This is a genomic window from Longitalea luteola (genome assembly GCF_017356035.1).
Classification (GTDB): Bacteria; Bacteroidota; Bacteroidia; order Chitinophagales; family Chitinophagaceae; genus Niastella; species Niastella luteola.
In genome coordinates this window covers 89267-102835 of record NZ_JAFIQX010000001.1, presented here as the reverse complement: position 1 = coordinate 102835, position 13569 = coordinate 89267, and the positions used below count along the sequence as shown (strand labels likewise).

Here is a 13569-nt window from a genome sequence, read left to right as displayed (position 1 = left end):
AATGAATGGTCACGAGTATAAAAATTAACGTACTTACAAAATATTTTTCTTGAAAATCAGTTAATAAGATTTTAGTTTGTGGTAGAAATTCAAAGGTATTGACGAGGACACTTGCATTAATTATTCTTTTAATTTTTTCGCTGCCGAAATTGTACGCGCAGCCTACGCTTTCTTTTGACCTGAAAAAGCCTCAAAAGTTTGAAAACCGCAAGCTGGCCTCTGAAAAAACGGAGAACAGAAAGTTTCACGTAGTACGCCGCTTTACCCAGAACGGCACCACCAAGTTCAATTATCATTACAACGCTTATAAAAAACTGGCCGATGTAATTGCCCGCGCCAAAGCCCAGCATAAAGACGATTATGCCCGCCTGCTTTCTTTTTACAATTACAGCCTCGAAGTAACCGCAAGAGACAAAACAGAGCTCGATTCGGTCATTTATAAAGCCAACGCCGGCATACTGTTACACGACCTGCGCAACAGCTGGGTCGATAACCTGTATATGCTCATGGGCCAGGCTTACTATTTCAAGAATACGCTCGACTCTGCCTATCTCAGTTTTCAATACATCAACTACGCTTTTTCTCCCAAGGAAAAAGACGGCTACGATAAACCGATCGGTTCCAATGCCAATAAAGATGAGGGCGGCAGCGCTTTCACCATTTCCACCAAAGAGAATACCAGCCTGCTGAAAAAAGCATGGTCCCGGCCGCCCAGCCGCAATGAATCCTTCATCTGGCAGATCAGGACCTACCTGGCAAAAGATGAACTGCCCGAAGCGGCCGGCATGATCGAAACTTTAAAGAACGACCCGAACTTTCCGGCGCGGTTAAAAACGGATTTGCACGAAATGCAGGCCCTGTGGTTTTATAAACAGGACATGTACGACAGCGCCGCTTATTATTTGAACCTGGCCCTGGATAATGCTGCAAGCCACGAAGAACGCGCCCGGTGGGAATACCTCATCGGCCAGTTGTATGAAAAAGCAGGTAAAACAGCAGAAGCCACTACCTTTTTTGAAAAAGCGGTTAGCCATACGCTGAACCCGGTAATGGAAGTGTATGCCCGTCTGAATGCCATCAGGCAACAAAAAGGAGACGACAAAATCATCCAGGAAAATATTAATGAACTGGTAAAAATGTCGCGTAAAGACCGTTATGCATCTTACCGCGACATCATATTATATGCTGCGGCTGAAATGGAACTTGAACGGAATAATATTCCCGGCGCCAAAGCGCTGTTATTGAAAGCAACTGCTTCGCCGGGTGAAGATCCGGGCGTTCGGCCCAGAGCTTTCCTGCTGCTGGCCGAACTGTCGTTTAAGGAAAAGAACTATGCCGATGCAAAACGGTTTTACGACAGCATCGCCAACGTTGGTCCCGATATGGCCGACCCTGCCAAACTAAGTAAGTTAAAAGCAACCCTGGCCAGGATCGTAGCCTATCAAAACACCATTCACCGCGAAGACAGCCTGCAACATATAGCCGCCATGCCTGAAGAAGAGCGCGAGGCTTATTTAAAAAAGCTGGTAAAACAGTTGCGTAAGACCCAGGGACTGAAAGATGAGGGAGGCGCTGGCGAAGTTTCCGGCGGACCGTTATCGTTCAATGATAACAGTGGTCCCACCGACATGTTCAGCAGCAATGCCAAAGGCGAATGGTATTTCTATAACAATGCGCTGAAAGCGAAAGGATATACGGAATTCAAAGGGCAGTGGGGCAATCGCCCGAACGTAGACAACTGGCAAAGGATGGCTGCTATCAAACAATCGGGACCTATCACACCTGGTAATGTCGACGAAGTACAGGAAGGCGGCACGAACGCACCGGCTGGTCCGCTTACCTATGATGAATTGCTGAAGACGGTGCCGCTTACACCGGCCCAAATGACCGCTTCCAATGATTCCATTGAAAATGCACAGTTCTATTTAGGAAAAACCTATCTCGAGGGGCTGGAGGATTATACCTCTACCATTGATACGCTTGAGGTTTTACTTAACCGTTTTCCCAACACCAAACACCGGCCTGAGGCCCTCTTCCTCCTTGCCTATTGCTATACTAAAACAGGCGATGTGGCAAAAGCGACAGCTGCACAGAATGAGCTGAAACAGAAATACCCCGGCACCAGCTTTGAAAAAGTGGTGTCAAACCCCAATGGCATTTCTCCAGACAGTAGTGCCAAACTGGAAATGACCCGCCGGTACGACAATATCTACAACTTATACATTGAAGGCAATTTCGAAGAAGCGCAGGCGCAAAAGAGAATTGCCGATAGCATGTACCAGCAAAATTACTGGACACCCCAGTTGCTGTATATTCAGTCTGTATATTACATCAAACAACGCCAGGACGATTCTGCTACCAAATCATTGCAGCATATTGCCCGCCTCTTCCCGAATTCACCCATGTCGGCAAAGGCGCGTGCATTGATCGATGTATTGAGCCGTCGTAAGCAGATAGAAGATTACCTTACGAATCTGCAAATTGAGCGCCCGGTAGAAGACAGCACCGGCACCGCAGAGCCGGTTGCCGTTGTAACGCCGCCACCCGTTGCCCAACAGCAACCTGTAACTGTGCAACAACCCGCTGTAACACAACAGCCAGTCTCAACCCAGCAGCCGGTTGCTGCCAAACCCGAACCACAGCAGCAACAGCAGCAAACTGTTGCCAAAGCGGATCAACAGCCGCCGGCCGCCAAAGATCTCAAACCGCAGCAGCCTGCTACGGGGCCTGTAACGCAACAACAGCAACCCGATGTTGCAAAAACAGACAGACCGGTTACCCCGGCAAAACCGCCTGTTACACATGCAGCGCCGCCCCCGGCGAAAAAAGATTCGGTGGCTGCGAAAGTGGAAGCGCCCAAACCACTGGTGCTCACAAACAATACAGCAATTCCGCATTATGTAGGCATTGTGCTTGATAAAGTTGACCCGGTCTATGTGAATGAAGCCCGCAACGCGTTCACCCGTTATAACCGCGAACAATATTCAGCCAAAGGATTTTCAGTGATCAACCAAACGATCAGCGATGACATCAAACTCGTGATGATCGGTTCATTCCCCAATGCCAACGAGGCCATCACGTACATCGATAAAACGCGTAAACTGGCAGCTACCGAGATCGTTCCCTGGCTGCCTGCTGCCAAATATTCTTTTGTGATCATTACCGATAACAATCTGCAGGTATTGATGAACACAAAGGATGTAAATGCCCTCAAAAAATTTCTGTCAGATAATTATCCCGGTAAATTCTAATCCGGTTCTAATAACAAAGTACAGACCCGTGAGCCAGGGCGCAGGATCTAACAGATTAACAGCAATCCTTTTTTAACTCATTGATAGTGAGATACAACTCATTTCTTTTGACCTTTCCTCCCGTGCCTTGTGTCTTGAGCCTTGCTCACTTTCATCGGGTGCCCTGCGTTTTGTGCCTTGAGCCTTACAATTATTAAGAATACTTTCGTAGCCGTTCTGAGTTTTTATCCGCTATAAAGCATGATTTTTGCAATTCGTAAAATCCCGGTCGGTTAAACCCGGTTTTACAAAACTCCCAACTATGACGCGCGCAATTAAAATATTCTGGAAAATATTTCTTATTGGATTCCTGGTAGTTGTGTTGTTTATCACCCTTATAAGCTTCGGCATTTTTGGAAAAATGCCTTCATTGGCCCAGTTGGAAAACCCCTCCATTACCCTGGCCAGTGAAGTCTATGGGGACGATGGCACCATGTTGGGGAAATATTACAAAGAAAAAGGGAACCGCAGCTTTGTGCAGTATAAAGACATTTCAAAACATGTGGTAGATGCGCTGGTAGCCACCGAAGATGAACGCTTTTACGATCACTCAGGTATCGATGGCCGCTCCCTGGCCCGCGCTATTTTCTTCATGGGTAAAGAAGGAGGCGGCAGTACCATTACCCAGCAGCTGGCGCTGAATATGTTCGATGAAAGAGCAGACAACAAGCTCGCCCGTTTATTGCAGAAAATAAAAGAGAATATCATTGCCGTTAAACTGGAAAGGAATTTTACCAAACAGGAAATACTGGCCCTGTACCTGAATACGGTTTCCTTTAGTGATAACGTATACGGCATTCGCAATGCGTCGCGTACTTTCTTTTCCAAAGAACCCGACCGCCTGAATGTGGAAGAAGCAGCCGTGCTCATAGGCATGTTGAAAGCCACCGGAACGTATAACCCCCGCACGAATTACAAAGCCTCTTTCGAGCGCAGGAATACTGTGCTCGATCAAATGACGCGCAATAAATACCTGTCTGAAGCCAAAGCCGCCGAGCTGAAAAAAGATCCCATCCGGCTCAACTATAAAAAGCTTAATGAGAACAATGGCATTGCACCTTACTTCCTGGATGTTCTCAGGGATGAATTGAAAAAATGGTGCAGTGAACATAAAAAGCAGGATGGCGATAATTACGACATTTACGAAGACGGATTGCATGTCTATACTACCATTAATCCTCGCATGCAATTGTATGCAGAAGAAGCCGTTGCCAAACACATGCCGGTATTGCAGCGGGCCCTGGCCAGCCAGCGCAGCCTGAAAACAGATGCTGTGTGGAAAGGCCATGCCAATGTGCTGGAAGCCAGCATGCGCAATTCAGACCGCTGGAAGAACCTGAAGGCAGAAGGATTGAGCGATGAACAGATCAAAAAATCTTTCAAGCAGAAAGTACGCATGAAAGTATTTGCCTGGAACAGCAAACGGGAGAAAGATACCATCATGTCGCCGCTCGATTCCATTAAATACCACCGTGAAATGCTGCAAACGGCTTTTATGGTCACCGACCCTATGACCGGACATGTAAAAGCATGGGTAGGCGGTATTGATTTCAAGAACTACAAATACGATCACGTAAACCTGAAAACTAAACGGCAGGTTGGTTCGGCTATAAAACCATTTCTGTATGCACTGGCTATTGAAGAATATGGTTTTACCCCTGAAACGATGTGCGAAGCCACGCAGCAATACTTCCCGGGTTCAGGTTATGTGCCTGCAAATCCTAACCCCAAAGTTTCTGGTGTACGCACCATGGCTACCGGCCTGGCTTACTCTATAAATGAAGTAGCAGCATATATCATCAAACAAACCACCCCGAAACGGTTTGCAGAATTTTTATCCCAGATAAATATACCCACCAAAGTGCAGCCCTACCCTTCAATTAGTTTGGGTACCTGCGAACTGTCGCTGTACGAAATGATGTGGGGATATAGCATGTTCCCAACCGGAGGTGTTAGTATAAAGCCAATTTGCATTACCCGCATCGAAGACAAGAACGGCAATGTGCTGGCCCGCTTTGAACCAGACCGTAAAGAGGTGATCAGCCAGGCTTCAGCCTATACCATGGCCCGCATGATGCAGGGCGCTGTGGATTATGGCACTGCCGCCGGATTACGCGGGCGCCTGGGTGTTGCTGAAATGGCTGGCAAAACAGGTACCACTAATGACAACTCCGATGCCTGGTTCTTTGGTTATACACCCCAGCTGATGGCCGGTGTATGGATAGGTTGCGACGATCGCTTTATTCGTTTGGAAGGCGGACTGGGATATGGCGGCGCAGCTGCGCGACCAATTTGGGAAGCGTTCTTTGCCAAAGCGTTTACCGATAAAACACTTGGGCTCGACAGGCAGGCCAGGTTCGTGCAGCCTGAAAATATGCGCAACCAGTACTATGATTATCTTGGACCGATCGATCATACACCACCACCCGGCGCCGAAGGCGAGAATGTAGGTAATGGCGGCGCCGATGCTTACCTGGATAAACCCGATACGCAAAACGTTCCGACCGAGTCAAAAGAGGCTATGGAAGAACAAAAAGTATTGCAGGAAGCTACCAGCACCAAAAATCAGATCCCTAAGGATTCAGCTTTGCCTGCAGATACTAAGAAAAAGAAAGGTTTCTTCAGAAGGCTTTTCGGAAAGAAAGAAGATAACTAACCGGTTTTGCCGGTAAACCTCATTATACTTAATAAAACACCCGTTGTCAGTATTTTCTGTACCGGCAACGGGTGTTTCGTTTATGGCGACACCCGACAATAGGAATAAAAACAATGTTGAGAGAATGATAAAGACGTCGCAGGAGGGGAAAGACATTAGCAAATGTGCAAATCATAAAATCCACTTTTAACCAGATGGCCTCATGTTATAAGTCGCTTATACAATAAACCATGAACTGCTCTCCGCCAGCTGAATATAAACGAAAAAGCCGCCTGGTTACAGGTGGCTTTTTTAACTTTCCTTAGGCGATTCGGGGTAACGTTTACTTACATCCCAACAGCTCACACAACCGTGCTTCAAGGTCGGGGCCGCGCAGGTTCTTACCAACGATCTTTCCGTTAGGATCGATAAGGAAGTTCTGGGGAATGCTTTCAATTTTGTATTTCCGGGCAACTTCGTTATTCCAGAATTTCAGGTCGCTTACCTGCGTCCAGGCCAGTCCGTCGTCTTTAATTGCCTGGATCCAGGGTTCGCGGGCTTTGTCGAGCGACACACCCAATACCGTGAAATTCTTGCTTTTAAATTTATTATAGGCGGTAACTACATTTGGATTCTCCATGCGGCAGGGTTTGCACCAGCTGGCCCAGAAATCGACCAACACATATTTTCCGCGGAACGAATTCAGCGATACCGGTTTGCCGGTAGTGTCGTTCTGGGTGAATTCAATTGCCTCGGTGCCAACGGCGCCTATTTTACTGTCAGCAAGTCCCTCCTGGATTATTTTACCATAGAATCCCTGCTGCGCAACTGCACTCAGCTGTTTATACCGCTTCTCCAGTGTTATGGGATCCTGTTCCAGTTCGCGGGTCACCACCAATAAAAATGCCGCTACCGGCGATGCCTTTTTCTCTGTCACAAATTTATCTATCGCGCTTACAATGGCATCGTACGCCTGTTTATAAGCAGCCATTAAAGAATCGTTCGGCTGTGTATTAGGCTTGCTGTAGATCTTTTGATTAAGACCGGTAAGTGTTTGAAACAATGGGTTGAAGGTGCGCTGGAACTCCATGAAATCGTTGTTCACAGCCGAACCTTTTACCTCTAATTGTTGCACATTATCGATATTACCCTTTATGGTGATATTCTCATTACCCATAAAGAGTACCGACTTCTTATTTCCGGCCACATCGAAATTCAGCTGATGCAGGTTGGGTTCAGCCACCTTGCCTTTCAGCACAAAACTGCCCTTGGTTACCTGGGCCCTTGCCAGCGTATCGGTAGGTTTGTTCATGTCAACCAGCGATATGCGGGTGTTGTCGGCCAATCCGGTAACCGTACCTGTGATCACAAATCCCTTTTCCTGCGCCATTACCGCAACAGGTATAAAAAAAAGTCCTGCTATCAGCTTCTTCATATTACTTTTTATTGGAGTGTCGGTTCTGTAAAATACTTACGACCTGTTGCAAATTATAACCTTTTGCGTTAAGTAATACCAAATAATGGAAAAGCAGGTCTGCAGCCTCGTTGAGGAAAAGCTCCTCGTTGCTGTCCTTGGCCTCAATGACCAGTTCAACCGCTTCTTCACCTACTTTTTGGGCAATTTTATTGATGCCTTTGTTAAAAAGCTGGCGCACATACGATTTCTCGTCTTCGCTTTTCTTACGTAACTCAATGATATCCTGCAAGTAATACAAAAAGTCCTCAGAATGGTTCCGTTCGCTCCAGCAGGTATCGGCGCCGGTATGGCAGGTAGGGCCCAGCGGCTGGGCTTTTATGAGCAGGGTATCATAATCGCAGTCAGACAATATTTCCTTTACCAGCAGGTGATTGCCACTCTCCTCGCCTTTTGTCCACAGCCGTTTTTTGCTGCGGCTGAAAAAGGTCACTTTACCTTCGGCCATTGTTTTCTGCAGGGCTTCTTCGTTCATAAAACCCATCATCAGTACCCGGTGGGTAATAAAGTCCTGGATGATGGCCGGCACCAGGCCGTCGCTGTATTTCTTGAAATCTACTTTCATGGTGAATGGTCAATGGTCAATGCCTGCCCGTCCGGATCCGCGAGCAGGCGGAGAAGGCGGGGGAATTGACCGATTTATAAATAATTTTTCCCTGGTAGTTGTGTTAAACCGGCCTGATCTCAATATTTCTGCCCTGCAAATATCCCTTTAATTCGGGAATTGCAATTTCTTTAAAGTGGAAAATGCTGGCGGCAAGGGCTGCATCCGCATGGGCCTGTTCAAACACATCTACAAAATGCTGCATGGTGCCGCCCCCGCCTGAAGCAATCACCGGAACCGGCAGTTTTGTAGCCAGCTCCCTGGTTATATCGAGCGCAAAACCCTGCTTTGTTCCATCGTGATTCATAGACGTAAGCAAAATTTCACCCGCGCCCAGCTCTACTCCCTGTTTCGCCCAATCGAAGCAGCGCGCCTCCGTTTTGGTACGGCCTCCATTTAAATACACATACCATTCGCCGTCTTCCTCCTGCCGGGTATCGATAGCCAGCACTACGCACTGGCTGCCGAATTCCTTCGACAATTCCTGTATCAACTGCGGATTTTTAAAGGCAGCTGTATTTACAGAGATCTTATCGGCGCCGTTCTGTAACAAGGCGCTCACATCATCTACACTGCTGATGCCTCCACCTACGGTAAACGGGATATTGATATGGTGCGCAATACGGTTCACCAGTTCACGCAACGTCTTGCGCTTTTCAACTGTTGCAGTTATGTCAAGGAAAACCAGTTCATCGGCGCCCTGTTGCGCATATAGAGCACCCAGCTCAACCGGATCACCTGCATCGCGGAGATTCACAAAATTGGTACCCTTTACCGTGCGGCCATCCTTGATATCTAAACAAGGTATTATTCGTTTACAAAGCATGTTTATACTTTTTAGGGAAGCTTTCTTTGAGTTTTAGGTTTTCTAACCCTATAATGAATTTCTGATTTCGAGATTTTGAGATTTTGAGATTTTGAGATTTACACTTAATGGAAGGCTTATAACTGATCTCAAGGTCTCTGATTGCCAAGACCTCAAACCTGATATTACTGATTTCGGGATTTCGAGATTTTGAGATTTACTCTTATTGCAAGCCTCATAAGTGATCTCAAGGTCGCTGAATGCTAAAATCTCAAACCTGATATTTCTGATTTTGGGATTTTGAGATTTAAATCTCGAAATCCCAAAATCAGAAATCAGTTATATTTCTTCAATTCTTCCAGCGTAATCCTGTTCTCGTAAATCGCTTTTCCAACAATGGCGCCATTACAACCAATGTCTGCCAGGATTTCAAGATCTTTCAGGGAACTAACCCCGCCACTGGCAATGAAATGTAATGCCGGGAAACGTTCGATGATCTTTTTATACAGGTCAACCGACGGCCCCGCCAGCAAACCGTCTTTACTTACATCTGTGCAAAACACCTGCTGCACACCGTGTTCGATATATTTCTGCAAAAAGTCGTAAATAGTGATATCAGTCGTTTCCAGCCAGCCGCCCACAGTGATCTTCTCCTCTTTCACATCAGCGCCCAACAGGAACTTTTCTGCTCCAAACTGCAACAACCATTTTACGAACTCCGCTTCATTTTTAACGGCTAAACTGCCAATGGTTGCCAGTGCAGCGCCTGAGTTGAATACAATGTTTACATCTTTCTCCGTTTTGATACCGCCGCCAAAATCAATCACCAGCGCCGTTTTACCGGCAATGGTCTCCAGCACTTTCCAGTTCTTCACGGCACCGGCTTTGGCGCCGTCGAGGTCTACCAGATGCAGGCGTTTCAGGCCTGCATCTTCGAATTGTTTTGCCACCTCTAACGGATGTTCATTGTAGATTTTCTTTTGCTCATAATCGCCCTGCGTCAGCCGCACGCATTTTCCATCTATAATATCAATAGCGGGAATGATCTGCATATTCGTTGATTGCAATAGTTGTTTTTCCATTTTTATAAAGTCGAGGCCGTATTGCTGCCAGGGTTTGCCCACAGCCTGCATACCAAACTTTTTGTAAATACCGGTTGCTGTTAACCTCGCATTACACCAGATCTTCTTTTTACCGCGGGCTTTTGCCCATGCCATCACATGTTGCAGTAAAGTAGTACCATAACCTTTGCCCTGCCGGTCGGTCCGGGTGGCAAATTTTCTGAACTGAACTGCGTTGTCCTTGTCAAATACCGAAATAACAGACACCAGAACGCCTTCAGCATAAAGCCCTAAATGCAAACCAGCTTCATCATCTTCCAGCTGAACAAAAGCTATGCTTTCCTGCGGATACATCACCGCCTGTCGCATGGCCCACACTTCGGGTAAGGAAACAGGTTGTATCGTCATCTTACAGGCTCAAAAAGTTTTTCAATAGCTGCTCGCCCACTTTAGCGCTTTTCTCGGGGTGGAACTGGGCGCCGTAAAAATTATCGCGGTGCAGGGCAGCACTATAGGGCTGCACATAATCTGCTGTTGCAATAGTATGTTCGCCCAAGGCAGCATAATAGCCATGCACAAAATAACAGTAACTGTTCTCGGGTAACCCCTTAAACAATGGTGATTTCAGGTTGAAGATATTATTCCAGCCGATCTGGGGCACTTTAATACCCCTGTCAGTTGGTGGGGAGAATAGTTTTACGTGTTCGTCGAAGATGCCCAGACAGGTAGTGTCATTCTCTTCACTGTAGGCACACATCAGTTGCATACCCAGGCAAATGCCCAACACAGGTTGTTGCAGGTTCTTGATAACGGTATCCAGCTTATGTTCTTTCAAATAGCGCATGGCGCTGCTGGCTTCCCCTACTCCGGGAAAGATCACCTTATCAGCGTTTTGGATCTTTTCATAATCATCGGTAACCAGCGCGTTCACGCCAATGCGTTCCAGCGCATACAATACCGATTGAATATTCCCTGCGTTATATTTTATGATTACCAGGTCCATTTTGTATGTATATCAACTTTTTATATCAGAAATAAACTTTTTCACAGCCCCTTCCATGTCAGGGGTATTTTCCAGCGCTTTTATGAATGCTGTTCCTATGATAGCGCCGTTGGCATGTTCGCAGGCTTGCTGAAAAGTTGGTTTGTCTTTTATCCCGAAACCCACCAGCACCGGGTTTTTAAGTTGCATCTTTTTCAACTTTTGCAAGTAGTTATTCACCGCATTCATGTCCTTATCTTTCCCGGTGGTAGAAGAAGAAGAAACCGCATACAAAAAACCGGTGCTTAAACTGTCGAGCCTGCGAATGCGCTCTTCCGACGTTTCCGGCGTAACCAGGAATATGAATTTCAGTCCGTAACGCTGAATGATGGCGCCATATTCGTTCTCATATTCATATTCCGGCAGGTCGGGTAAGATCAATCCATCAACAGGCACATCTGCAGCATGCTGACAGAACTTTTCAAACCCATATTGCAATACCGGGTTCATATAACCCATTAATATAACCGGTACATGTATTTGCTGACGAAATCCTCTTAACTGTTCGAAGAGCGTAGCAATCGTCATCCCGTTGGCCAGTGCCTTGGTGCTGCTGGCCTGGATCACGGGACCATCTGCCAGCGGATCGCTGTACGGCATACCCAGCTCTATCATGTCAACCCCGCTATCCTGCAGCGCCTTCATTACAGGCAGGGTGCTGTTCAGTTGCGGATAGCCGGCAGTGCAATACACGTTGAGTATATTCCTTGTTTTCAGTTTGAATAGTTCCTGAATTCGATTCATTGTGTTTTTATTGAACCTTTTTTGTTTCACGTTACAGGCTTAAGGCTGCAGGTTGTTTTTCCCTGTAACTTGTAAACTGTAACTTGTAACCTGTAACTTGTACCTGTATTTATTTCATGTCCATGGCTTTCATATACGTGGCCATATCTTTATCGCCTCTTCCACTTAAACAAACTACTACAACTGAATCTTTGGTGATCATCGCATTCGCCGGTATGGGCGCTTCTGATCTTTTTGCTTTTAGCGGGTTCAGGTATTCGAGGCTGGCCAGGGCATGGGAACTTTCCAGGGCTGGAATAATTCCTTCCTGTTTAGCCAGGTTAAAAGCGGCTTGTAATGCTTCTTCATCAGTAGCGCTTAAAAATGCACCCCGGCCTGAATCAAACAAATGCGCATGCAGGGGGCCAATGCCGGGGTAATCCAGTCCGGCAGAAATACTGTGCGGTTCCACCACCTGTCCATCTTCCGTTTGCATCACCAGGCTTTTGCTGCCATGCAACACCCCGGGTTTGCCTAACTGGGTGGTAGCAGCGCTAAGTCCGCTGTGCACCCCATGGCCGGCAGCTTCAACCGCCACCAGTTGCACCGTTGGCTCTTCCAGGAAGTGATAAAAAGCGCCGGCGGCATTACTGCCTCCGCCTACGCAGGCAAGTACATGCGTTGGTAATTCACTGCCTGTCTTCTCTTTTAACTGCCACCGTATTTCTTCGCTGATGACGCTTTGAAAACGCGCCACCATATCGGGATACGGATGTGGTCCTACCACGCTGCCGATTATATAGTGCGTATCAACCGGGTTATTGATCCAGTCGCGGATGGCTTCATTGGTTGCATCTTTCAATGTTTTACTGCCGCTGGTAGCCGGAATTACCGTAGCGCCTAACATTTTCATGCGGGCTACATTCGGCGCCTGGCGCTCGATGTCTTTTTCGCCCATATATACAATACACTCTACGCCTTTCAGTGCACATACCGTTGCGGTAGCAACGCCATGTTGTCCGGCGCCGGTTTCGGCAATAATACGTTTCTTGCCCAGCCGCTGCGCCAGCAGGATCTGCCCAATGGTATTGTTTACCTTATGTGCGCCGGTATGACAGAGGTCTTCCCGCTTCAGGTAGATCTGTGTGCCGTATTGCTGACTGAGGCGTTGTGCATGATACAGTGGCGTAGGGCGGCCTGCATAATCGCGTAACAGCATTCTGAATTCTTGCTGAAAAGCAGGATCGTAAATAATGTCGAGGTACTTCGATCTCAGCTCTTCCACATTGCGGTGCAGCATCTCGGGAATGTAAGCACCGCCGAATTTTCCATAATACCCCTGTTCATTGGGTTGCTGATATGTTGTTGTGTTCGTCATTGTAATGCTTTATTTAATGTGTCGCCATCTCGTTACTCTTCAACCGGCTGCCCGGGTGTTTGCAGCAACAATTGCATAAACGTGAGATCCAGCCAGCGGCCAAATTTGTAGCCTACCTGTTTAAAGGTGGCCACTTCTTCAAATCCAAAGCTGCGGTGCAATTGTATGCTGGCTTCGTTCGCGGCATCTATTCCCGCAATTATAGTATGCAGGTCCAATGCTGAAGCTGCCTGTATCAGCGGTTCGATCAGTTTTTTGCCAATTCCCCTGCCGCGTTGATCCGCTGCCACATACACCGAGTTCTCTACCGAATACTTGTACGCCGCCCAGGCGCGAAAGGGCCCTATTGAACTGAAGCCAACCACCCGCCCATTTTCTTCTGCTACAAATACCGGGAAGCCCTGTGCTTCCTTTATCCGGAACCATTGCCGCCGCATTTCAAGCGTATGCGGCTTATAATCATAGACCGCCGTGGTATTCACAATAACGTCGTTATAAATGTCCAACATGGCTTCCAGGTCCTTCTCTTCGGCAGTGCGTACTTGAATCATATCTAT

At 47.1% G+C, this 13569-nt stretch carries 10 protein-coding genes; 2 read left to right on the top strand and 8 right to left on the bottom strand.

Features of this window, described 5'->3' with window-relative positions:
• Positions 1 to 149 precede the first annotated feature (149 nt).
• Together porW and JUB15_RS00460 are read left to right on the top strand one after the other, a co-directional pair.
• Entirely contained in the window at positions 150 to 3251 is a 3102-nt protein-coding gene (porW, locus tag JUB15_RS00465) for a type IX secretion system periplasmic lipoprotein PorW/SprE (RefSeq protein ID WP_207510274.1), read from the top strand.
• A gap of 301 nt (positions 3252 to 3552) precedes the next feature.
• Positions 3553 to 5946, top strand: a complete 2394-nt coding sequence (locus JUB15_RS00460) for a transglycosylase domain-containing protein (protein WP_207510273.1) — start codon at positions 3553 to 3555, stop codon at positions 5944 to 5946.
• Between the two features lie 322 nt (positions 5947 to 6268).
• Here JUB15_RS00460 and JUB15_RS00455 read toward each other — a convergent pair whose 3' ends face one another.
• The 8 genes from JUB15_RS00455 to JUB15_RS00420 all read right to left on the bottom strand — a co-directional run bounded on the left by JUB15_RS00455 (position 6269) and on the right by JUB15_RS00420 (position 13563).
• Positions 6269 to 7360, bottom strand: a complete 1092-nt coding sequence (locus JUB15_RS00455) for a TlpA disulfide reductase family protein (RefSeq protein WP_242696148.1) — start codon at positions 7358 to 7360, stop codon at positions 6269 to 6271.
• Between the two features lies 1 nt (position 7361).
• Positions 7362 to 7964 carry a bifunctional phosphoribosyl-AMP cyclohydrolase/phosphoribosyl-ATP diphosphatase HisIE gene (gene hisIE, locus JUB15_RS00450; RefSeq protein WP_207510272.1) on the bottom strand — a complete coding sequence of 201 codons (603 nt, stop codon included), beginning with the start codon at positions 7962 to 7964 and terminating at the stop codon, positions 7362 to 7364.
• A gap of 103 nt (positions 7965 to 8067) precedes the next feature.
• Entirely contained in the window at positions 8068 to 8829 is a 762-nt protein-coding gene (gene hisF / locus JUB15_RS00445) for an imidazole glycerol phosphate synthase subunit HisF (RefSeq protein ID WP_207510271.1), read from the bottom strand.
• A 314-nt stretch (positions 8830 to 9143) separates the two neighbouring features.
• Positions 9144 to 10277, bottom strand: a complete 1134-nt coding sequence (gene hisA / locus JUB15_RS00440; protein ID WP_207510270.1) for a 1-(5-phosphoribosyl)-5-[(5-phosphoribosylamino)methylideneamino]imidazole-4-carboxamide isomerase — start codon at positions 10275 to 10277, stop codon at positions 9144 to 9146.
• Position 10278: 1 nt separating this feature from the next.
• Positions 10279 to 10872: an imidazole glycerol phosphate synthase subunit HisH gene (gene hisH / locus JUB15_RS00435; RefSeq protein WP_207510269.1), complete on the bottom strand. Its 594-nt coding sequence runs from the start codon at positions 10870 to 10872 to the stop codon at positions 10279 to 10281.
• Positions 10873 to 10884: 12 nt separating this feature from the next.
• Positions 10885 to 11655, bottom strand: a complete 771-nt coding sequence (gene trpA, locus JUB15_RS00430) for a tryptophan synthase subunit alpha (protein ID WP_207510268.1) — start codon at positions 11653 to 11655, stop codon at positions 10885 to 10887.
• Between the two features lie 109 nt (positions 11656 to 11764).
• Complete coding sequence (gene trpB / locus JUB15_RS00425) at positions 11765 to 13012, bottom strand: tryptophan synthase subunit beta (protein WP_207510267.1); 1248 nt, start codon at positions 13010 to 13012, stop codon at positions 11765 to 11767.
• 32 nt (positions 13013 to 13044) lie between these two features.
• Complete coding sequence (locus tag JUB15_RS00420; protein ID WP_207510266.1) at positions 13045 to 13563, bottom strand: GNAT family N-acetyltransferase; 519 nt, start codon at positions 13561 to 13563, stop codon at positions 13045 to 13047.
• Positions 13564 to 13569 lie beyond the last annotated feature (6 nt).